At 37.4% G+C, this 24,017-nt stretch carries 16 protein-coding genes; 4 read left to right on the top strand and 12 right to left on the bottom strand.

Translation table 11 applies throughout. The features are described from left to right. Positions 1-86: 86 nt before the first annotated feature. The 5 genes from MUW56_RS07975 to tsf all read right to left on the bottom strand — a co-directional run bounded on the left by MUW56_RS07975 (position 87) and on the right by tsf (position 10,885). A complete protein-coding gene (locus MUW56_RS07975) occupies positions 87-3,485 on the bottom strand; it encodes a T9SS type B sorting domain-containing protein (RefSeq protein WP_292012693.1) in 3,399 nt (1,132 codons plus the stop codon). Positions 3,486-3,598: 113 nt separating this feature from the next. Then, complete coding sequence (locus MUW56_RS07970) at positions 3,599-6,451, bottom strand: T9SS type B sorting domain-containing protein (protein WP_292012692.1); 2,853 nt, start codon at positions 6,449-6,451, stop codon at positions 3,599-3,601. A 138-nt stretch (positions 6,452-6,589) separates the two neighbouring features. Next, complete coding sequence (locus tag MUW56_RS07965; protein WP_292012691.1) at positions 6,590-9,430, bottom strand: gliding motility-associated C-terminal domain-containing protein; 2,841 nt, start codon at positions 9,428-9,430, stop codon at positions 6,590-6,592. Positions 9,431-9,521: 91 nt separating this feature from the next. After that, positions 9,522-9,764 (bottom strand): hypothetical protein, encoded by a 243-nt coding sequence (locus tag MUW56_RS07960; RefSeq protein ID WP_292012690.1) that lies wholly within the window; start codon positions 9,762-9,764, stop codon positions 9,522-9,524. A 293-nt stretch (positions 9,765-10,057) separates the two neighbouring features. Beyond that, positions 10,058-10,885: a translation elongation factor Ts gene (tsf, locus tag MUW56_RS07955; RefSeq protein ID WP_292012689.1), complete on the bottom strand. Its 828-nt coding sequence runs from the start codon at positions 10,883-10,885 to the stop codon at positions 10,058-10,060. A gap of 143 nt (positions 10,886-11,028) precedes the next feature. On the opposite strand from tsf, the gene MUW56_RS07950 reads away from it, so the two are divergent. Continuing rightward, positions 11,029-11,778 carry a DUF6759 domain-containing protein gene (locus MUW56_RS07950; protein ID WP_292012688.1) on the top strand — a complete coding sequence of 250 codons (750 nt, stop codon included), beginning with the start codon at positions 11,029-11,031 and terminating at the stop codon, positions 11,776-11,778. 56 nt (positions 11,779-11,834) lie between these two features. Here the strand turns inward: MUW56_RS07950 and MUW56_RS07945 are convergent, their stop codons facing one another. Both MUW56_RS07945 and gltX read right to left on the bottom strand, forming a co-directional pair. Next, entirely contained in the window at positions 11,835-12,791 is a 957-nt protein-coding gene (locus MUW56_RS07945; protein WP_292012687.1) for an acetyl-CoA carboxylase carboxyltransferase subunit alpha, read from the bottom strand. A gap of 48 nt (positions 12,792-12,839) precedes the next feature. Next, positions 12,840-14,348 carry a glutamate--tRNA ligase gene (gltX, locus tag MUW56_RS07940; protein ID WP_292012686.1) on the bottom strand — a complete coding sequence of 503 codons (1,509 nt, stop codon included), beginning with the start codon at positions 14,346-14,348 and terminating at the stop codon, positions 12,840-12,842. Positions 14,349-14,751: 403 nt separating this feature from the next. On the opposite strand from gltX, the gene MUW56_RS07935 reads away from it, so the two are divergent. Beyond that, positions 14,752-15,654, top strand: a complete 903-nt coding sequence (locus MUW56_RS07935) for a hypothetical protein (protein WP_292012685.1) — start codon at positions 14,752-14,754, stop codon at positions 15,652-15,654. 106 nt (positions 15,655-15,760) lie between these two features. Here the strand turns inward: MUW56_RS07935 and MUW56_RS07930 are convergent, their stop codons facing one another. Further along, positions 15,761-16,648, bottom strand: a complete 888-nt coding sequence (locus MUW56_RS07930; RefSeq protein WP_292012684.1) for a hypothetical protein — start codon at positions 16,646-16,648, stop codon at positions 15,761-15,763. A gap of 67 nt (positions 16,649-16,715) precedes the next feature. Between MUW56_RS07930 and MUW56_RS07925 the strand changes: the two genes are divergently transcribed. Continuing rightward, entirely contained in the window at positions 16,716-18,797 is a 2,082-nt protein-coding gene (locus MUW56_RS07925) for a glycosyltransferase (RefSeq protein WP_292012683.1), read from the top strand. Between the two features lie 77 nt (positions 18,798-18,874). Further along, positions 18,875-19,651, top strand: coding sequence for a class I SAM-dependent methyltransferase (locus MUW56_RS07920; protein ID WP_292012682.1), 777 nt, complete (start codon positions 18,875-18,877; stop codon positions 19,649-19,651). A gap of 18 nt (positions 19,652-19,669) precedes the next feature. Here the strand turns inward: MUW56_RS07920 and MUW56_RS07915 are convergent, their stop codons facing one another. From MUW56_RS07915 to rocD, 4 genes are all read right to left on the bottom strand, one after another. Beyond that, positions 19,670-20,623, bottom strand: a complete 954-nt coding sequence (locus tag MUW56_RS07915; RefSeq protein WP_292012681.1) for a glycosyltransferase family 2 protein — start codon at positions 20,621-20,623, stop codon at positions 19,670-19,672. 18 nt (positions 20,624-20,641) lie between these two features. After that, positions 20,642-21,349 carry a hypothetical protein gene (locus MUW56_RS07910; RefSeq protein ID WP_292012680.1) on the bottom strand — a complete coding sequence of 236 codons (708 nt, stop codon included), beginning with the start codon at positions 21,347-21,349 and terminating at the stop codon, positions 20,642-20,644. Positions 21,350-21,629: 280 nt separating this feature from the next. Beyond that, complete coding sequence (locus MUW56_RS07905) at positions 21,630-22,427, bottom strand: DUF5672 family protein (RefSeq protein WP_292012679.1); 798 nt, start codon at positions 22,425-22,427, stop codon at positions 21,630-21,632. A 2-nt stretch (positions 22,428-22,429) separates the two neighbouring features. After that, positions 22,430-23,680, bottom strand: a complete 1,251-nt coding sequence (rocD, locus tag MUW56_RS07900) for an ornithine--oxo-acid transaminase (protein ID WP_292012678.1) — start codon at positions 23,678-23,680, stop codon at positions 22,430-22,432. Positions 23,681-24,017 lie beyond the last annotated feature (337 nt).

Genomic DNA, 24,017 nt, shown 5'->3' with positions numbered 1-24,017 from the left:
TTATTAAAAAACAGGAATTTAGTTTAAAATAGTTTAAAAGGCTGGAAAAGCGATTCATTAGGATTTTTTGTTTCCAGCCTTGTGTTTTACCTGTGTTTTACCAGCAGCCAGCTTGTATATTTCATCATAAGGTTTGAACCGTATTCCGTCCAGCTGATAAAATACCAATAGGTGGCGGTAGGGACATATCTTCCTCCTATTCTTCCATCCCAGGTATATCTGTTTTCATGCGTTCCTCTAAAGACTTCAGCCCCGTATCTGTCAAAAATGCGGAATTCCAGGTTATCATTGGCCATTAATGCTGAATAGTTGATGCCTTCATTGTAGCCGTCACCATTGGGAGTAATGGTATTGATAAGATTAATAATAGCGAAAGGTTTTTTGACCTCCTCGCACAGCTTGGAATCTCTTACAAAAACATGGTGGGCTCCCCGGGGCACATTTTGAAAAACATTTGAGCTTTGCCACACCACTCCATCCAAAGAATATTCATAAGGAGGAGTACCGCCGGTTACACCAATTCTTACCGTTGTTCCGTCAATCTCTATAGAAGTGATTATTGGTATCGGCAAAGCTGTTACATTGACGTACTGTCTGTACACACAGCCGTTTGATGTAAGATCTACCCAATAATTTCCTACAGGAACATTGGTAATGGAAGGAGTAGAGGCTCCCGTACTCCATAGATATTTATCAAACCCAGGTCCGGCATCCAGGGTGGTTGTCATTTTAGGACATATAGCCTGATCTTTTAACAGCTCTGATTTTTTAGGGATCTTAATGGTAATTTTAATGGATGCTACCTCAGGACATACCCCGTTTTTTTCAAATCGGATATAAAAAGTCTGGGAAGCATTGATATTGGCTGCTGCAGGAATCGGATTCACATTGTTTTGGGCATCAGCAAGAGTTCCGTGAAATGTGAAAGTAACATTCGGGTCTGTAGTAAACTGAGGCATGAATACGGCTAAATTGACTGATTTTATTCCATCCAGGTCATCATCACATACGTCTTGTACAGCTGTTGTTTTCAACAATTGTATTCTGGCTCCGATACTAAACTGTAAAGGTTTGATCACTGAGGCACATCCGTCAGGAGAATCTACTCTGACAAAGATGGTCACAGGACCGGTAAAGCTCCAGTTGTTGGGAAGGGTATTGGCATTTCCGGCATTGGCATCAGCAAGATTCGCATAGTATCTTACATTGGTAAAATAAGTGGGATTGTTGAGGATAGCAGGTGTTATATTGGGCAGGATGACGGTGACTGTTCCGTCCAGATTGTCATCACAGAAAACTCCTTGGTAGTTATCTACTACGATAGCTTTGATATAAAGATTAAGGGTGATTTTAGCGATACTTTTACAGCCTAGATCATTTTTTACCACCGCGTATACCAGGGTGCCGTTAGGGGCAGAATATGAATTCGGAGCAGTAATGAGTACTGCCGGATTTTCGGTCTGTGCATCTGCCAGTGTAGGGTAGTAGGTAATCGTTACCGGAGAGTTTGTCGTTACATTGGCTGTTGTCAGGTCAAATACTCCTTGCCCGTTGATATCACATGCATTTAAGGTTACATCCATAACGGATATTGAAAGGATGTTGATGGTTACCGTTACTGTTTCACAATCCGGGAAGTCCGGATCATTTCCACAGAACGTATAGGTAAAGGTATCAGTTCCAGCTGTTCCGGGAGTATTAACAGTGTAGGTAATGATTCCCGTTGTAGGATTTATAACGGCCGTTCCTAACGTTGGGGCTGTTGTAATAGCTACTGTAGCCGGAACCGGGGTCTGTGGTGAACTGCTAAATGCCGGTGTTATAGTTTGTGTTGTACATACGTTATAAGCTGCTGTATTCAGTTTGGTACAGTTCAAAACTTTATACTGCCCTGTAACTAAAGGAGCACAACGGCCCATCGTTACAGAACAGGTATAATATCCGGACTGGGTAGGAGCAATGGAAGATCCTGTGGCTCCGGTGACAGGTATTCCGTTTCTGTACCATTGATAGGTATCATAAATAACAGGATCTACGGTAAGAACGATTCCTGGAATACAGTCTCCTCCGGATTTTATAATGACCGGCTGAGTAGGAAATCCCGCAAAAAAGCCTCCATACCCTATGGCATCACTCCCGGCATTAATTCCTGCCATAATGGCTTTATCTGAAACTACAGTGATGGTTCCAGTTACATTGGGAATGCCGTACGTAACCCAGTTCGTTGTACCGGTCATATCATAAGGCCCTGCACTGATGGGCGGAGTAGCACCATTCACGGTTACGTTGGCCCCTCTTTCTGTGATCAGATTCAGTTTGGTAGGGATATTTAATATTCCGGAAGGATTCCCATTGGAATACACAAAATTTTCATCAATAAAGCCAAGTTCATTGATCTGTTTGGGTAAATAGCAGTTAAGTGCCGGAATAAAATTAAACCCGCCGGTGGCCACCTGATTGAGTGTGTTGGAACTTCCTGCTAAGATCTGATAGACGTATGCATTCTTGGAGGTTTTAACGTATAAATTATAATGTCCTCCTCCCTGCAGGCTGTATTTTGTATCCGGAATGACAAAATATTTTCCCGTATTGATGGTTGCAACAGGGACAAGTTCATTATTGACATAAATCTGAGTATTGTCTTCGGTTGCAATAACGACGGCTCCTTCCATATTACTTCCAATACTTCCATTCCCTTTGACGAGGGCGAATTCATTGCCAAGCCGGTCGACGGGTACTGCCTGATCCATTAAGATATCCGAACTTGAAGGGTAATCTCCGGCATACTGGCCGTTAAAGTTTCCATTGGTAATATTGACGGGTTTATCGGACGTGATTTTTGATCCTATAAATCCGTCAAAATTTCCGGAGATGTTTCCGATTCCATCCATGATGTACGATTGGCCTTTATTGAGCGTAAAAGTCATTGTTGGATTGGTCGCCCCTGTATTTCCGTTTGAAAACTGAACGAGAGGGCTGTATCCGGAAACGGTAACAGTCGTATTGTCTTCTGTAGCCAGCACACTGGTCATAAAGTTCAGGATCCCGTTGCTTACCGTGATGGGTGCGGAAGCTGCAAAGAAATTTTTTCCGGTAGAAGGTATTCCTTTAGAGGTAATGATTTCGGCATGATTGTATACTGAAAATCTTAAGTTGGCATAGAAAGGAAATTCTGCCTTCAAGTACAATCCTTTTGTGGTGGGAGTGAATAAATCCGTTTGTTGGGTCGTAATAATATAATCTCTTAAAACATCAAATTTTTGCGGATTGTTTTTACTGATATTTACAGTTCCGATCAGAATATTATTATTGTAGATATTGACTGGAAAGGGAGTTGTTCTGTTGGTAGACAAGTAGATTTTTTGATAGGGATTGGGACTGCCTGTTCTGTCTACCATAGGAGCAAACCAATGCTCTCTGTCTAATTGGGCAAAAGCAAAGGTGAAAATATAAAATATAAATAGAAAAGATAAAGTTTTCTTCATTCAGGAATCGTATTTATCACAAATTTAATAATAAAAAGTATTGAAGGCTTGAAAAAGTGATAAAAAAACCACGGCTTTGAAGTCGTGGTTTTAAAAATTTTATTTCTGAATTATTATTCCCTGTTCTTAACTAAGATCCAGCCGGAGAATTTGATAGCAGTTTGTTTGCTGTTGGGCTCTGTCCAGCCTACTTCATACCAGTAGTTTCCGGTAGAGACCCTTTTGCTTCCGTCAACTGTTCCATTCCATTTGTAGCCGTTGGATTTATCAGCCTGATAAATTTTAGTTCCATATCTGTCAAAAATATTAATGACCAGATTGTTTTTGTTGGCTAATGAAGAATAGTCAATTTCATCATTTACTCCATCTGCATTGGGAGTGATTACGTTGATCAGGTTAGGAATCGTGATATCTACTTTTATAGGTTCACAATTATAGTCATCCTTTACATATACACTTGCATTTCCTCTTGGCATATTAGTGAATATGTTAGAGTCCTGCCATGTTATATTATCAATAGAGTATTTATACGGAGGGGTTCCGCCTACAACATTCACTGTAATGGTGTTGTTGGAGATGTCAACATTTGAAATCACAGGCTGTTCCGATGCATATACTTTTACCGTTTGCGTGGTAACACAATCTCCTGTTCTTAGTTTTACCCAATAGGTTCCTACCCCTACATTTTGAATAACCTGAGTGGTTGCTCCGGTACTCCATTCATACCCTTTGAATCCAGGTCCGGCATCCAAAGTCGTTTTACCTTCCATACAGATGATTTTGTCAACAAGAACATCAGATTTTACAGGAGGCATCACCGTTAAAGTTACTTCAGCAACTCTGTAACATCCATTCGCATTGATTACTTTCACATATACAACACCGTTTGGTGCTACATAAGCTAATGGATTTAAAATTTCATTGGTCCCGGCATTTGCATCTGCAAGGGATGGATAGTACTTTTTGGTAACCCCGTTTTGGGTGGTTACAAGAGCATTGGTAAGGTTAAATAAACCTGTTGCAGTATTAGATTCCAGGAAACATGTTCTGAGTCCTGCATTATTTACTACAGGGCTTTCAGAGATGGTTAAATTCAATGTTATTTCTTCACAATCTGTAAAGTCAGCATTATCTCCACAGAACTTATAAACGATGGTATCAGGTCCTATGTATCCAAAGGCAGGAGCATAGCTAATAACTCCCGTAACAGGATCAATAATTGCATTCCCGTGCGCAGGCTGTGTAAGAATTGTTACAGTCCCTGGAACTACATTCTGTGTGGAGTTTGTAAATACCGGTACGATTTGTTTTACAACGTCACATACCGTATCGTTTAAGGTCGTTTTCGTAAGACATGTATATACCTTATAGACCGGCGTCACTACCGGCGGGCAAGACCCTACAGTAATTTTTACGGTATAGTTCCCTGATTCTGTAGGAGTGTATGAAAACGAGTTTGCACCCGGTATCGCAACATTCTCTTTATACCACTGGTAAGTGTCAAAACTGTCGCCTACTTCCAGAACAAGTCCCGGAATACAGTCCCCTGTTGTTTTGGCGATTACAGGAATAGAAGAAAATCCTGCAAAATAGCCTCCGTATCCTACCACACCACTACCTCCGGATATCCCTGCTGTTACAGCTTTCGTAGAAGTTATGGTAACATTTCCTGTGATGTCTGGTACAGAATAAGATACCCAGTTACTTGTTCCGCTTACTGGAAACGGACCTTGAGTAGCAGGTAGGGCTGTTCCGTTTACGGCAACAGTAGCTCCTGTTTCTGTCAGGATATTTAATTTTACAATATGGTTGGTAAGAGTAGTGTAATACGGAAGATCTTTAATTTTTCCTATTTCATCAATTTTTCTCGGGAGATAACAGTTCAATGGCGGGATATAGTTGAACCCAAGCGTTGCATTGCTGTCTGCAATACCTGCCATCAGCTGATAAACATATACATTTTTTGTCGTTCTGATGTACATGTTGTAATGGTTGTTTCCCTGGTTGATATAGTTGTTGTTGTTGACCTTATTCACTCGGTAGCTTTGCCCTTCTGCCAAAGTGACAACAGGAGTGGTAGCATTATTGATAAATACCTGTGTTCCGCCTTCCGTTGCAACGATTAAAGCGTCTTCCATTCTTTCACTGATATTACCATTTCCTTTTACCACAACAAACTCATTTCCTAGTCTGTCTACAGGTACGGACTGGTCCATGATAATATCAGAACCATCCCAGAAACTCCCGGTAGGTATTGCAAACTGGCCGTTAAAGTTTCCATTGGTAACAGAAACCGGCTTATCTGCCTCTATTTTTGCGCCAATAAATCCTTCTTTGTTCATTGCTTTATCACCTACTCCCTCAATAATATAAGATTGTCCCTTATTAAGAGTAAAAGTAAGTGTCGGATTAGTCACCCCTGTCCATCCATTAGTAAATACAACATTAGAATTGTAATCTGAAACGGTTACAACGGTATTGTCTTCTGTTGCTAAAATACCCGCGGTGAAATTATATCCACTGTCCAGCTCTTCAATGGGAGCGGTCACCGTATAGAATTTTTTACCGATTCCTGCTTTTCCTTTAGAGGTTAATATTTCCCCGTGACTGCTTACCGAAAACCTGTACGTTGTAAAAAAGGGCTTCGTTCCTTTCAGATACAATCCTTTATTTCCGGGAGCAAAAAGTTCGCCAGTAGTGCTGGCAACCATTCTGTTCAATGGAACATCAAATGTTTGTGGAGCTCCTTTGCTGATCGTAACTGTTCCCAATAAGGTATTGTTGCTATAAATCTCTACAGGAAAAGGAGTGGTAGAGTCTGTAGAAAGATATAGGGCCTGTTTGGGATCGATGAGTTTTGTAGATCTTGCTGCCATAGGGGCGAACCAATGTTCTGTATCTCTCTGCGCAAACAGCATCTGAATGGCCGCAAACAGTAACAGAATAACTGATAGAATTTTCTTCATAGATGTTGAAATTAGATTTTTACAAAAATAGCAGAATAATTGATTAATATTGAAAATATTTTTTAATATTATTTGTTTAATTAATAAAATAAACCACGATTGAGTAATCGTGGTTTATAAAATATTTGTTTTAGTAATTTATTCTCTGTTTTTTACCAGGATCCAACCTGTGTATTTTATTGGAGTTTTCTCTTTATTAGGTTCATTCCAGTTGATGTGGTACCAATAGGTTCCGGTTCCTAATTTTTTATCAAAATGCCTTCCGTCCCATTTGTAATTATTGAATTTGTTTCCGGTAAATACCATGTTGCCATATCTGTCATATACTACAAAAGAAAGATTTTCTTTATAAGATAACTCGCTGTAGTCTATATAATCATTTACATTATCTCCATTAGGTGTAATGGCATTGAGTAAATTAGGTACGGTAACCTCTACGGCAACAGGAGTACAATCATAAGTGTCTTTCACATAGAATGTATGCTGGCCTCTTGATAATCCTGAGAACGTATTAGAGTCTTGCCAATTGGTCATTCCGTCTACAGCGTATTGATAAGGAGGTTTACCACCGTTTACAATCACTGTTGCATTATTGTTGGAAATCTCAATCTGCGTGATTACCGGCTCTTCAGCTTTTCTTACTCTTACGGTTTGTTTTAAGAAACATCCGTTCTTACCAAGGATTACGGAATATTCACCTACTCCCACGTCTCTGATTCCTGATGTTTTCGCTCCTGTATTCCATTCGTAAGAATCATATCCAGGACCGGCATCCAAATTGGTTTTGGCATCCATACAGATATACTGATCGATAAGAATTGGTGACTTTCTGATAGGAAGTGCTGTTAGAGTAATTTGTGCATTGGCTGTACATCCTTCAGTAGTCGTAATTTTTACATATACCATTCCTCCTGTTGCCGGATAGGCTTCGGGATTCGTTATTTCATTGATCCCAGCATTAAGGTCATTCAATGTACGGTAGTATTTTTTAACGACAGAGGTGTAATCTGTTACCTTCGCTTTGGTAAGATCAAAAATAGCAGCAGGATCTACATCATACCAACATGCTGAGATCGTTACATCCTGTACAATAAAAGGAACCACGGTAAGCTTTAAAGTCACCTGCTCACAATCAATGAATTCAGTAGCTGCTCCACAGAATTTATACACGATGACATCCGGTCCAAGATAACCTGCATTGGGAGTATAGGTGATTGTTCCATTTGCATTTACTACAGCAGTCCCTTTAGTCGGCGGAGTAACAATGACTACCGTTCCCGGAGCTGGTGTCTGGGTTGAAGAGGTAAAGGCTGGTGTAATGATCTTAGTGGAACATGCATTAAGTGTTTGTGTAGTCTCTTTTAAACAGTTTTCTACCTTATAGATTGGGGTTGTCACCGGAGGACAGGTTCCCATTGTTACTTTTACGGTATAGTTTCCAGACTGTGTGGGGGTATAGGTATTGGCCGTTGCTCCTGAAATAGCAGTTCCGTTACGGAACCACTGGTAAGTTTCATAGCTGTCATCCACTTCCAGGATGATCCCCGGAACACATTCTCCGGTTTGTTTTGCAATCACCGGGATAGAAGAGAAACCGGCAAAGTACCCTCCGTATCCTACTGCACCACTTCCTCCGGCGATACCTGCCGTAACAGCTTTCGTAGAAGTAACCGTTATGTTTCCTGTTGCATTGGGTACCGAATAAGATACCCAGGCTGTTGTTCCTGTAACAGGGTAAGGCCCCTGTGTAGTAGGAAGTGCACCTCCGTTTACAGTAACGGTAGCTCCGGCTTCCGTAAGGATATTTAATTTTACAGTATTTGTGGTTGGAGGTAAAATATTTACCATAGAAATTTCGTCAATCTTTCTTGGCAGGAAACAGTTCAACGGGGGGATATAATTGTATCCTTCTGTTGCTGTATAATTGTCAATACCTGCCAAAAGCTGATATACATACACGTTTTTTGTAGTTCTGATATGCATATTGTAGTGGCCGCTTCCCTGATCGATATACTGATTCACAAATGTTCCGCCAGGTCCTTCAGATACCCGTACCCACTGTCCTTCATTAAGGGTAGCGATTGGAGTGGTTGCTCCGTTTACGAATACTTCAGTATTGTTTTCTGTTGCGATTACCAATGCATCTTCGTCTCCGTCAGTGATAAGACCGTTTCCTTTTACAAGGACAAACTCACTCCCTAATCTGTCTACCGGGACAGACTGGTCCATTACGATATCTGAACCGCTCCCCTGATTTCCAGGCAGTGCAAACTGGCCATTGAAGTTTCCATTGGTAACAGAAATAGGTTTATCAGATTCTATTTTTGCTCCTATAAATCCTGTGGCATTGGTTCCGTTATTTTGAAGCCCTTCAATGATATAAGCTTTTCCTTTATTCAGATTAAAGGTCATTGTAGGGTTTGTGGCTCCGGTAGTACCGTTAGAAAACTGAACTCCCGGGTCATATCCTGAAACAGTGACGGTGGTATTGTCTTCTGTGGCTAAAATTCCTGCTGTAAAATTTAAGTAACTGATGGTTTGACCAGTCATGGGAGTAGCTGCTGCATAGAACTTCTTTCCAATACCGGCTTTACCTTTTGATGTTAATATTTCTCCATGGCTGGAAACACTGAACCTAAAGTTAACAAAATAAGGTTTTGCTCCTTTAGTATAAAGCCCTTTGCCTATCGGTACAAATTTTTCAGTACCGGTAGAGGTAATCATTGTAGCCGTCGTAATAGGATATACCTGTGGGTTACCCTTACTGATGGTGACTGTTCCCAACAGTAAATTATTACTGTATATTTCTACCGGAAATGGTGTCGTGGAGTCCGTAGAAAAGTATAAAGCTTGCTGAGGGCTGGAAAGGGCAAATGAATTGGCAGCCATCGGAGCAAACCAATGTTCAGTATCTCTTTGGGCAAAGAGGGTATCAGCTGTCAAAAAAATCAATACTAAACTGAGTAGAAATCTTTTCATGTGTATGGAATTAGGATTTCTACAAAAATAGAATAAAAAATGAAATACAATTGCTGAAATTTAAATAATTATTAATATTTATTCTCGATTTTTAATTAAAATCCATCCTGAGTATGAAACTGGTAATTGAGTATCCGGTTACGTCCATTTGATGACATACCAGTATGTTCCTGTAGGAAGATTTCTCCCCGTCAGAAAAAACAACATTGGGATTGTAGCCGGATAATGTAACCGTTGTATTGTCTTCTGTAGCAGTAGTTACTCCTATTGTTGAATTTGCTGATGTAATGGGAACTACGCCCATAAAAAAGCCGGCCAGTCCTTTTGAAGTCACAATTTTGCGGACATTGGGGCAAACCAATGCTCAGTGTCTAATTGTGCGTTAACGAATAAACAAAGAAAAGCGCAAATAGCTGGTAGAAATTTTTTCATTCTCTATTATAAGGGCCGCAAATCCAAGCATTAACAGTTGCTTTATTGTGCAAGAAATTCTTTGAATTTAAATTTATAGCGTATTTATTGAATATTTAAAATTTACTTCATATTGTGTGCATGTTCATTGATCTTGCTTCATAAAAAAATCCCGATGAAAATTCACCGGGATCAAATATTTTTTTGAAAGATGGATTAAGCTAAGCTTACTCTAACAAATCCTGTAACTTTTAGGTCTCCGTTTACAGATTTTACATAATCAGCAACAGATTGGTTAGCATCCTTAATGAACGCCTGGTGTACCAATGTGTTATCTTTGTAGAATCTCTGCATTTTACCTTTAAGGATATTGTCGATAATGTTCTCTGGCTTACCTTCCTTTAGAAGAAGTTCTCTTTCGATTTCTAATTCTTTGTTGATTGTTTCCTGAGATACAGCAGTTTCATCCAATGCAATTGGATTCATTGCAGCAACCTGCATAGAAACAGCTTTAGCAGCTTCGTCAGCTCCGTCTACTTTAGCAGAAAGGGAAGTGATAGCAGCAATTTTGTTTCCAGCGTGGATGTAAGCACCCAAGAATGGCCCTTCGATTCTTTCGAAAGATCCGATCTCGATTTTCTCACCGATAACTCCTGTTTGCTCAACTAATTTCTCAGCAACAGTGATTCCGTGGAAATCAGTAGCTAAAAGCTCCTCTTTAGAAGCAGCGAAGATTGCCATTTCAGCCAATTCGTAAGCTAATTCAACGAATGCCTCGTTTTTAGCAACGAAGTCTGTCTCACAATTTAAAGAAATAATAGCACCTAAAGTGTTATCTTCGTTTACTCTTGCGATTACTGCTCCTTCAGTAGACTCTCTGTCTGCTCTGTTAGCAGCCACTTTTTGTCCTTTTTTTCTAAGGATGTCTACTGCTTTTTCGAAGTCTCCTTCCGCTTCAACTAGAGCTTTCTTGCAGTCCATCATACCTGCACCTGTTTGGTTTCTTAATTTCGCTACGTCTGCAGCAACTGGTGTATAAGACATAATATCTATTATTTTTTATTTAAGATTAGTATTAATTTTTAGCTTAATTTTAGAGCAGTGCAAAGATAATGATTTTAATGATAAACTAAAAAATGACTTTTCACGTTATTAATATATTTAATACTATTTTAAAGTTTTGATTAATGAAAAAAATCTTCTTCCTTCTATTTATATGTATTTTCTCTCTTGGTTTTTCCCAAAAAAAGAAAAAATCGAAATCTAAAGCGGTTGTGGAAAAAGAAACTGTGATCATATATACAGAGCAGGAAGCGGAGGTTTCAAAAGAAGCTAGAGTGGTAGCCGGCTTTCTGAAACAGAATCCGGGACATGTAAAGTCCGATTATTTTAAAAGAAAGCTCATGGAAATCATTATGGCAGATAATTCTCCTGAAGCCAAACCTACCATCAAGCCGATCAGTAAGGAAAAAATTGAGAAGATCGTTAAAAATAATGAACTGAATAGTGGTAAGGTACTTGCTGCCAATAAAGCAGTTCCTGCTGCTAATACTAATAAAGCTGCTGCAATCAATGCCCTAAAAGAAGAAAGGGCCGGAAGCTATGCGTCTGCAGGTTCAGCTAAAAGTGCTGGCGTATCCAAATCTGAACCCAGTGAAGATAATAAAAAGACAGCTGCCATGCTTACCCACCTCTTTAATAATGATATCAATAAAAATGAAGCCTATATCAATATCAAAAACAGGTCAAAATGTAATCTTATCGTTAAAATAAGCGGGAAAAAATATTACAATCTAAGCGTTCCGGCAAACGGACAGAACTTTATACTGATAGATAAAGGAGAATATGTGCTGACCACCATGGTGTGTGACGCAAAATATTCTTCATTGAAGAAAATTACTCGGGATATTGAAATTGCACTCAATGTTGCTGATTAGAAGAAAACTAAAGCTAAAAAAAGGTTAAGAAATATTTTCTTAACCTTTTTTGTTTTTTATCCCTTAAACTGACCCATCGCAATGAATTTATCCTGTCTCTGGGTTTCAAGCTCCTGTCCTGTAAATTTGGAAAAAGCCTTGATATTTTGTAAAATAGAATTTTTTAAATTTAAATAAGTTGTCTCCGCATCATAATGAGCCCCACCAAGAGGTTCTTCAATGATCCCGTCGATAAACTTTTCTCTTAAGGCATCCTGGGGAGTAAGGTTTAATGCATTCGCTGCATCTTCTTTGTGGTCCCAGTTTCTCCATAAGATAGAAGAGCAGCTTTCAGGTGCAATTACCGTATACCATGTGTTTTCCAGCATATATACTTTGTTTCCTACCCCTATTCCTAAGGCTCCGCCACTTGCTCCTTCTCCAATGATATAGGTGAAGATCGGCGTTTTAAGCTGAACCATTTCAAAAATATTTCTGGCAATGGCTTCTCCCTGTCCTCTTTCTTCTGCTTCCAATCCCGGATAGGCTCCCGGAGTATCTACTAAGGTTACGACAGGAATGTTGAATTTTTCAGCAAGCTTCATTAATCTTAAAGCTTTTCTGTATCCTTCAGGATTGGGCATTCCAAATCTTCTATGCTGTCTTTCCTTGGTTGTTCTTCCTTTTTGAGTCCCTATGATCATGACTCTTTGACCATCCAGGGTAATCAATCCTCCAATCATTGCCGGGTCATCAGCGAAATTTCTATCTCCGTGAAGTTCTAAGAAACTGCCTTTGTCTGCCATTCCTTTGATGTAGTCTAAAGTATAAGGACGATCCGGATGGCGGGACAGCTGTACTCTTTGCCAAGGGGTAAGATTTTCATAGATTTCTTTTTTCTTTTCTATGATCTTATCCTCAATTTGGCTGCATGCTAATTTTACATCAACACCACTTTCTTCTCCTACTAAAGAACAGGTCTGGTACTGATCCATTAATTCTTTGATAGGAAGTTCGAAACTTAAATATTCCATTTCTTGAAGTAAATTAAATCTTTCAAATGTATGAAAATTATGGGAATTCTATTTAAAATTATTGATAGCATTGCTTATTCTGACGATACTTTCCTCTTTTCCAAGGGTTTCCAGGATGTCCGGAACGTCTGGTCCCTTCAGTTCTCCTACCAAAGATAAACGTAGCGGCATCATCACTTTACCCATTCCTAAGCCTTTGTTTTCCGCAAAATCATGAACGGTTTGCTGTAATGCTTCGGCATTAAAGTCTGCAGACTCAAGAGCGGATGCCAGTTCTCCTAAAATAGCAGAAGTTTCTCCATTCCAGGCTTTTTTTGATGCTTTCTCATCATAAGAAGCCGGAGCTTCAAAGAAAAATCGGCCATTTTCATAAATATCCTTAGGGAAAGTGGCTCTCTCTTTCATCAGGTGGATTACTTTTAAAAGTTTTTCATCAGAAGAACCGGAAAGATCGATATCCGTATTTTTAAGGATTTGAAGAAGTTCTTCGTCAGACTTCATCTGGATATACTGATGGTTGAACCACTCTGATTTTTCTTTACTGAATCTGGCCCCTGCCTTATGTACCTTATGAAGGTCAAATTCCTTGATCATTTCATCCAAAGGAAGGATTTCTTTATCATCAGCCGGAGACCAGCCCAATAAGGCAACCATATTGATGAAGGCATCAGGAAGGTAACCATTTTCTCTGTATCCTTTAGAGACCACTCCTGTTGCAGGATCTTTAAAATCAAGCGGGAATACAGGGAACCCGAACTTATCACCGTCTCTTTTGCTTAATTTTCCCTTACCTTCAGGTTTTAAAATTAACGAAAGGTGGGCAAACTGGGGTGCCTCCCAGTTCATGGCTTCATATAATAAAGTATGCAAACCTAAAGAAGGCAGCCATTCTTCACCACGGATCACGTGTGAGATCTCCATTTCATGATCATCAATGATGTTGGCAAAATGGTAGGTTGGCATTCCGTCATTCTTTACAAGCACTTTATCATCTAACGTATTGGTGTTTACGGAAAACTTTCCGCGAATGATATCTTCAAGATTTAATACTCTGTCAACAGGCATCTTGAATCTTACCACATAAGGTGTTTTCGCATCCAATAGCTTCTGAACTTCCTCCTCAGAAAGAGCAAGACTGTTTCTTAAGCGGTTTCTGGTTTTATTGTCATATGAGAAAACTTCGCCTCTGGCTTCAAATTCTGCACGCATCGCATCCAGTTCCTCCGGGGTATCGAAAGCAAGGTAAGCATAATCTGTTTTCAGGATCTGCTCGGTATAGCGGTCATAGATATCTCTTCTTTCAGATTGTCTGTAGGGAGCAAATTTTCCTCCTTTCTTAGGACTTTCATCAGGAATAATACCGCACCATTCTAAAGCTTCTTCAATGTATTCTTCAGCTCCTTCTACATATCTTGCGGTGTCCGTATCTTCAATTCTCAATACAAATTCTCCACCCTGATTTTTAGCAAAAAGATAATCATATAACGCGGTTCTTACGCCTCCCAAATGCAAAGGTCCTGTAGGACTTGGAGCAAAACGTACTCTTACTTTCTCCATTTCAATTTAAATTTTTGCAAATTTACTTAAATTATAGATTTTAAATAGGTTGAAGGATTTATTTTTTTTACAGTAGCTAAAATAAAAAGCAAGCCGGGAAGCTTTCCTTTATCAATATCATACTCTTATTTTATAGGTTGTTTTTTTAATACCTCGGTTCTGATAACAGAGCACACAACAAATGAAAACAGCTCATTCTATTTTTTGTAAGTTTATTTTATTTTCCTGATTTTTGAAATGGCTCTATTTATATTTTAATTTCTACATTTGCATTCATTGAAATCCACAGTTCAAATGATCAGAATATCATGATGATTAAAGGATTTTCCACCATAGAATATAGCTTTAAATCAGCTCTGCTACCGAGGAACATCGAACGCAGTATTTGATTATGCTCATTATAATGAAGAAATTCTCAATTAATGAATCCTTAATAGTATATCCTAAAAACAGTCCCAACAATATTTCTGAAGCCATAGAAAAGTTTGAGAAACGATTTAATGTTTTTGCGTATAATGATATACAACAGAGAGATGACTTTATCAGACAATCAAATGCAGATCTTTTTTATGCGATAAAAGCAGGGCAAAGAGAAAGTGATGCACCTACTGATCTTATCAGAACAGCCATTCATGCTGTTTTTAAATATAACGAACCCTACGGAGACGTCTATGCCTATGTATCGGAATGGCTGGCCGAGACAATGAGTGGAGGAGCATTGCCATTTGTTCCTCATATCGTTGATCTGCCCGATGTGAAAGGGGATCTTCGAGAAGAATTTAATATTCCTAAAGATGCGGTTGTTTTTGCAAGATACGGCGGAGCTGAAACTTTTGATATTGATTTTGTAAAGGACGTTGTCAAGAAAGCAGCGCTTAAAAATAAAAATATCTACTTTATTTTTATGGGGACCGATGAGTTTGTGAAAAGGAATTTTTTCAGATCCTATAAAAATGTCATTTTTCTTCCGCCCACTACCAATATTGAAAGAAAAGTAAAATTTATTAATACCTCTGATGCTTTTTTACATGCAAGATTTCAGGGGGAAAGCTTTGGTATTGCCGTGGGGGAGTTTTCTATAAAAAATAAACCTATCATTACCTGGTCTGGTTCTGACGAAAAATCCCATTTACAGATATTGGGCAGTAAAGCCGCTACTTACAGCGATAAGGCGGAACTTTATCATATTTTAATGAATTTTTCTCCTGATCCTTCCCAACAATGGGATTGCTATTCCGAATTATTCAATCCTGAAGTGATCATGAAAAAATTTGAAGAAGTATTTATAACTTCTTCTCCGAAATAACTTTTGAAAATAACCTTTATTAGAATAAGGAAAGCCAATTTTTATAGCAATAGAAAAGAGTAGTGTATCTTTATATTCCTCTTTTCTATTGATCACATTGTAGGAATTAAAATAAATTCCTGAGCTGCAGTTTCAGTTTTTTGGTAAATGATACATCGAGCTGAAGCGGTTTTTGAGGATGTTTTTCAGCGAAAGAAACAATAAATTCATCAATATTTTTTGCCGGGAAGAAAGAAAGTTCTTTCCACTGGGTTTTGTCTAAGGGATGAAAGTTTTGGTATTCCTTATAATTGCCGGCATTTAATGTTTTCCATGATTGCAGGAATTCTGAGGTATCAAAATCATTTTTATGTCCCCAATTATTGATCTTTTCAACAATTTCCTGCTCATCTCTTGCCCAGGATTGATGAATCAGGTAATAATCCAGAGGAAACACTCTTTCCGTATTATGATTAAGTCTTGCATATTTGTACTGAGGAGCATTCGTGATCAGCATACATTTTTCATCGAAAGGAGTGATGACAAAATATCCCTCCTCATTTTGTTTAAATAAAGTAACGAAGGTAACCTGGAAATTGAACGCCTTTTTTTCAGGATCTTTCAGCAGGTAGCGGTGCTTTCTTAAAAACTGCGCTAGCTTTTTAAAATCATAAGCATACTCATCACCGTCTATCTGGATATGCCAGCCGCCTTTTCCCAGTTTTTCAGCCATCATATTCCTTTGTCTTGTTTCAAGCTCCATAGGCTGCATCCCGGGAATAAAGAAAGTGTCTTTATAGAATATAATTTTATTTTGAGAATCTAAAGCTTTTATTTCAGTAAAAAAACTTTCAGGAATATAAACATCATTTCCCGCCCATGTTTTATTATGGGCATCATAGCTTATGACAATGCGGTCTACATGATCATAAATTTGCTTTATAGAAGTGAAAATATAAGAGTAATCATAAGACAGCAGGTAGCCCACTTTGATAATATTCTTTTTGTTTCTCATAATTTGTAATAAATGCTTAATTTCGTTTCCTTAAATTATTAAGACTCGACAAAATAATAAATTTAAAATGGGAATTAAAAGATTTTTTAAAAATAAAATAAAGGACTATAAATTTATCAAAAACAAAAGGAAAATTGCGATCAACCACTTTGATTTAGACTTCTTTAAAAATTATCAATTTAATCTCAATACGAATTCTCATTCTCCTGAAGTTTCCATTATTATTCCTGTCTATAATCAGATCAGATATACACTTAACTGCTTGTATACCATAGAACAGTACGACAAAAATATTTCCAAAGAAATTATTATTATTAATGATAACAGTTCGGATGAAACATTGGAGTTTTTAAGTAAAATTCAGGGAATCACCATTATTAACAATGCTGAGAATCTTGGTTTTTTAAGAAATGTAAATAAAGGAATTCAGGCATCAAAAGGGAAGTATATCTATTTATTGAATAATGACACTGAAGTTCAGGAAAATTATCTGAGCTCATTGGTGGATGTTTTTGATACCAAAGAAAATGTAGGTGCCGTCGGGTCAAAAATGATTTTTGCAGATAATACCTTGCAGGAGGCAGGCTGCTTAATTTTTAAGGGCTGTGAAATCGTCAACCTGGGAAGATTCAATTCTATTGACCATCCCTCCTACAATTTTTTAAGAAAAGTTGATTATTGCTCCGGATGCAGCTTATTATTTAAAAGACTTGACACAAACGGAAATTTAAATCTATTGGATGAAGAGTTTTTGCCTGCTTATTATGAAGAAACTGATTTTTGCCAAAGATTGAAATATATTCAGAATCTGGATATTTATTATCAACCGAAATCTGAAATCTTACATTTCGAAAATATAAGCTATACCGGAAAAAACAGCAATAAAGAACTGTTGCTTGAAAAAAATGCAAAGAAATTTAAAGAGCGGTGGAATTCTAAATTTGAAGGCGATAAATTTTTAGATATCGATAACAGAAAACATCTGAATGTCTATAAGAATTATCAAAAACCCACCATTCTGTTTCTGGAAGAATCCATGCCGAAATATGATCAGGATAGCGGTTCAAGAAGGCTGGATGAAATTTTTAAAATCCTGATCGCCAATAATCATAAGATCCTGCTGGGAATTCCGGCATTTAACGATACTGATAAAAAATACATAGAGTATTGTGAATCTCTGGGGATCGAAGTTTTTCAGGACTTTGTCACTCCTAAAAATAAAATGGTAAAAATCAATGACCAGATCATTGAAAAATTACCTCTTATTGATTTAATATGGATCTTCAGACCCAATGGCTTTAAAAACTGGCATAAAGTGCTTAAAAACCATATCACCAAACAAAAACTGATCTATGATATGGTGGATCTGCATTATTTGCGGGTGGAAAGAGAGAAGGAATATATGCCGGTTACTCCGAAAATGGAGAAGAAAAATCAAAAGACAAAAGAACTGGAATATGCAGCGATGAGAAATTCTGATGCAGTGGCGGCTATTAGCGATGTAGAAAAAGGGATCGTCTCCCAAAACGGGATTGATATCAATAAAGTTCATGTAGTAAGCAATTTCCATACAGTGGATCAGGTGAATAAGAATGGATTTGAAGATAGGAATGGTTTGTTATTTATCGGTGGCTTCAGGCATCTTCCGAATATAGATGCATTAAAGTTTCTTGTTGAGGATATAATGCCGTTAGTATGGCAAAAAAATGATCGTATTTTTGTAAATGTGATTGGTCCTGAATTATCAGAAGAACTGACCAGAAAATACAGTTCCGAAAAAGTAAAGATATTGGGATATCAGGAAACAGTGGATGAATGGTTTGAATCATCCCGGGTTTTTGTGGCTCCTTTGCGTTATGGAGCGGGGGTTAAAGGAAAGATCGGACAGGCTTTGGAATATGAGCTGCCTATTGTAACCACCCCAATAGGAGTGGAGGGAATGAACCTGCAAAATAATGTTCATGCACTGGTAAGCGATATTAATGATGCACAGGCATTTGCCAATAATATCCTTGAGCTGTATTCGAATGAAGACATGTGGAATACGCTGAAAGGTAATTCTAAAAAGGCTTTGTATCCTTTTTCCAGAGAAGTACAGGGAAAAAATGTACTGGAGCTGATTTCCAGTTTGTATTTGGATAAGAAATAAGCTCAGCTTTAAATAGTATTACAAATATCATTGCTTTAACAATTCAAAAAGTATCTTCCTTAAAAAATAATGTTATTATGAAAGATTTTATAGAGAAGAAATTAATTGAAATAGGATTTAGTTTTATATTCTGTAATGTATGTGGAAGCATCAGAAAAATAAAAATAAGAACTAAGAACTTACGAGAAGATGCTACATGTAAAAAATGTGATTCTAACTCGAGGAAAAGGCACCTTGCAGAGGTCATTTTAGAATTAATCAATACTAAAAATAGTAGCTCTTACAATAGTCTGAAAGCAATTAAAGAAGATTCGGGAATTACTATTTATAATGTTGAATCTAACGGAGCTCTTCATCATTATCTGAAACATATTAAGAACTATGTTTGCAGTGAATATTTTGGACCTTATGAAACTCAGGGTAGAGAGAAGAATGGGATCTTAAATGTGGATTTGATGAATATCCCATTTGAAAATAATACATTTGATCTGATTATATCAACAGAAGTTTTTGAACATATTCCGGATCCTTATAAAGCATTTCATGAAGTCCATAGAATATTAAAAAAGGGCGGTTCACATATTTTTACAGTACCTTATTATGAAAATGGAGAAAAGGATGAGGTAAGGGCTTTTTTAAATGATCATAATGAACTTGTCTATACTATGGAACCTCAATACCACGGAGATCCTATTAGAAGTGATGAAGGTATTTTAGTGTATACGATCTTTGCAAAAGAAATGCAGCAAAAATTAGAGTCTATCGGATTTAAAGTAGCTGTAAATAAAAAAAGAAGTATTACCAAAGGTATTTTAGGCAGTAATAATCTTGTTTTTATAACAACTAAACTATAAAAACGAAAAAAGGGGGCCTTACAGTCTCCTTTTATTTTTAAAAATATCAGTGAACAGTAAAACTCTTGATCGTACAGGATACAGTTGTTTCATTAATGTTACCTTTTCAGCATATACCTTTTCGATGTCCTTCATATTATTTTCTATCATTTCATGATGCCTGGGCTGAAGCTGAAGATAGAGCCTGTTCCTTTTATAAGTGTTGCTTAGACGCTTGATGTATTTAGATAACCCTTTAAAGTCCTGAATCAGGCCAAACGTACGTTTAAGAAATAATAAAGATTGCTTGTTTTTAGTAAAGAAAACACCGCCAATTTGCTGGCTGTCATGGATTCTGTAAGAAAATAGCTTTTCATTGAGCATAGCAAAAGCATCTTTTTGAGAGGCAATGAAAGCCATCCATTCATCATGGTGGAGATGAGGTGCATTGGGAAAAGGAATTATTTCCGGCAGAAAAGATTTTCTTAAAGACATAGAGGCTCCGGTCGCAATATTGGCTACCTTAGAAAGAGTGTCTCTTATAGTATAATCTGTATCGGTTGATTTTGCAATGGCAGGAACATCCCAAAAGGAATACATCTCTTTTTTTTCGTCATGATTGTCGATACAGTATCCGTTAGTCGCTATAACCTGTATGTTGGGGTGCTGCCCAAAATAATTGAGATGAGCTTCAACCTTATTGTTTTCCCATACATCATCCTGATCGCTAAGGAATATAATTTCATGAGTGCATAAAGAAATGGCCTTCTCAAAATTCTTTACACTGCGGAGATTTTTTTCATTACGGTAAACTTTGAAAACAGAAGGATGCTTTTCTTTATAAAGCTGTACAATGTCCATGGTGGAGTCACTAGAACCGTCATCGCATACAATGATCTCGTCTACGGCTATTGTTTGGCTCAAAATAGAGTTGAGCTGTGACGTTATATATTTTTCCCCATTGTAGGTACATAGCGCAACTGAAGTTTTCATAGAGTATGATTTATTAAATTAACTGAATAAAAACTGTATCCAATTACTGAATGAATATCTCTGATATATTTCCTCAGAAGACTGTACATAGTCAGCGGCAAGAAAATCACTGATCTCATCCATATTATGCCCATTCAATAAAAACATATTACCGGGGTGAAAAAAATCATAATTCTTTACCAGGCTATTATTGGTAATCAATTTTTTTCTGAAGCCCACAGCTTCAAAAACCCTGAATGAAAGTCCCTTATGAATAGAATTCTGGAAATCGAGAATGATTTTTGAAGCCTTGGCATTTTTCATGTTTTCTTCAAAGCTCATTCCTGATCTTGTGAAATGGATAGGATATTCGCGGTATTTTCTGATATGTTTTTCTTTGTTGTAGATGACATTAATATTGGCATTCAGATTCATTTCCTGAAACAATATCGAAAGTCTGCACAATTCATCAATACGATCTTTCATAAAGGTACCCACGAAGAAAAGATCCTGTTTTATTTCATGATTTTCAGGTAAATAATCAAAATAAAAATTATGGATATGTTGGGTGTGTGGATATCTTACCGTGTCTCTTTCGTCAAATACAAAGAATCGGTCAAAATATTGTATCATATCTTCAGCCAAAGGGAACCTTTGCATTCCATCCCATTGATAAGCTACAGTATAGGAGCTTTTTTTCTGGATTTTTGCCAGGACATTTTTACTGAACAGATCAGGACGTATCACCAGTGCATAATCTGCATGGCTGATTTTGTCAAGAAAAAACAGTTGGGGTTGTTCCTTTTTTTCGGCTAATACCTGGGCTTTAAATGTTCTGTTATTGCTGAATGCTTTCTTGTAAATATGAATTAAAGATTCTTCAGCGCTCAGTTTTACTTGTGAACAATCATGTTCTACGACAAAAACTTTAAAACCAAGATACTCAAGATTTTTTTAAAAACGTTGGGTAATCCGAAATGGTTTGGAACTGCTAATATGATACTTTTATCTTTAAAGTCGTTCATTTTTATATTGAATATCCTGCTTTAGAAAAATAAGGTCTCCAGAAATCTTTCTCCTTATTCCATCTATGGCAGCCAAAAGGAAGTTCTCCTTTATTGATTTTCATTGCTTTTTCCTGTTTGTTCTCAATAGAGAAGAGACAGGCCTCCTTATAATTAGGTTTAGAAAAAATTATACCATTTCTTTCAGGTTCGATGCTGAAAAATACATCTTCAGCATAAAATGGGCCGGAATTTTTAGGATGTAGATAAATATCTACCACTTCCGGAATCTTTTCAAGAACTTCTATACACTTTTCTCTTTTTCTTAAAGATAATCCTCCATTGCCTACACTGTTATACAACAGTGATTTGTCTTTTTGCCATTTCCCATTTCCCTTAAAGTTAATGATTGACTTTATTTTTGAAATGGTTTTATCAAAAAATAATTTCAAAAAAGGAATCTGTTCTGAACTTCGTATCCAGGGTGCACCAATATAATCATAGTCTTTTTGACACCAATCTATAAGGTCATCTTTAAATACAAAACAGTCAGATTGATAAATTAGTATATATTTTTCTGAAAAACTTTGATAAAAACGGATGTTCATCATGAGCTGATTGTAACCAAAAATACCCTTAAAGTAATGGTCATCAAAACTCATAAATGAAGCATCATATTTTTTATAAGCCTCCAGAGACAGGCTCTGAGGATGTATAAACGTAATCTTGTAACTTCCTAAAATATGAAATACCTGATTGAGTGAAATCAAGTCATCTCCCTCAGGTATTTCTTTATATATTGGAATAATAATATCTACCAAAGTTACTTTGAATATTCTAATACCGTTTTTTCAATAATTTTCACACAATCCAGTAACTGCTCTTCAGTAATTACCAATGGCGGTGCCAGTCTGATGATGTTACCATGGGTAGGTTTTGCCAGTAACCCGTTTTCTTTTAACTGTAAACAAAGATTCCATGCGGTAGAACTTTCAGGAGTATCATTGATAAGAATAGCATTTAAAAGTCCTTTCCCTCTTACTTTGGTAATAAGGTCACTCTTTTCAATTAATTTTTCAATTTCAGCTCTGAACAGCTGTCCAAGCTCTTCCGCTCTTTCGGATAACTTTTCATCAGCAACAACGTCTAAAGCTGCTACTGCTACAGCACATGCAATAGGATTTCCGCCAAATGTAGAACCGTGTTGCCCCGGCTTGATAACATTCATAATGCTTTCATTGGCCAATACCGCTGATACAGGATACATTCCTCCGGAAAGCGCTTTTCCTAAGATCAAAATATCCGGCTGTACATTTTCATGATGGCAAGCGATCAGTTTTCCGGTTCTTGCAATACCCGTTTGAACTTCATCCGCAATGAAAAGTACATTGTGTTTTTTACAAAGTGCAGAAGCATTTTTAAGGAAGTTTTCATCCGGAACATATACTCCGGCTTCCCCTTGAATAGGTTCTACTAAAAATGCGGCGATATTTCCTGCTTCTCTGTTCAGAACCTCTTCCAATGCTGCAGTATCATTGTAAGGAATTTTGATAAATCCAGGGGTAAAAGGGCCATAATTCTGGTTAGCATCAGGATCATTAGAAAAAGAAACGATGGTGGTAGTCCTCCCATGGAAGTTATTTTCGCAAACAATAATTTTTGCTGCGTTTTCTGAAATTCCTTTTACTTCATAACTCCACTTTCTGGCCAGTTTTACAGCCGTTTCCACAGCCTCAGCTCCGGAATTCATTGGAAGAACTTTATCAAATCCAAAAAGAGACGTGATTTTTTGTTCATATTCCCCTAATTTAGAGTTATAGAATGCTCTTGATGTCAATGCCAGCTTTTGAGCCTGTTCTACCAAGGCTTCCACAATTTTGGGGTGAGAATGTCCTTGGTTTACAGCAGAATATGCTGAAAGAAAATCATAATATCTCTTGCCCTCTACATCCCAAACGAAAACGCCTTCTCCACGGTCCAGAACTACTGGAAGAGGGTGATAGTTGTGTGCTCCATGTTTGTCTTCAAGGTCAATAAAATACTGTGAGTTTTTTGTTTTTTCTGCTGTTGACATATGTTTTGGTTTTCGGCAAATTTAAGCAATAATAATGAGATGGATGAATAATAGAGTAATATGGCGTGCAGCGGTAATTAAAAGTGCATTTTAAAGTGCATTTGAGGGGTTTTCAAGCCTGAAAAATATTTTTTGGACTTCGTGGTCTTAAAAAATATCAATTGAACCGTTTGCCGGGCGATGAGAATAAAATAATATCTTAAAAAAATCTCTTAAAACCGAATAGAAGTCTCTTATTTCAAAATAAACCGGACTTGAACTTTCAATAGTGTTGAAATGATGCTGCTTACATAATTTCTTAATGCAGGTTTGGCCGGGAGACAATGTTCCGTCCTCA

The sequence above is a fragment of the Chryseobacterium sp. genome, assembly GCF_022869225.1.
Taxonomy (GTDB): Bacteria; Bacteroidota; Bacteroidia; order Flavobacteriales; family Weeksellaceae; genus Chryseobacterium.
This window is presented reverse-complemented; position numbering and strand designations above follow the sequence as displayed.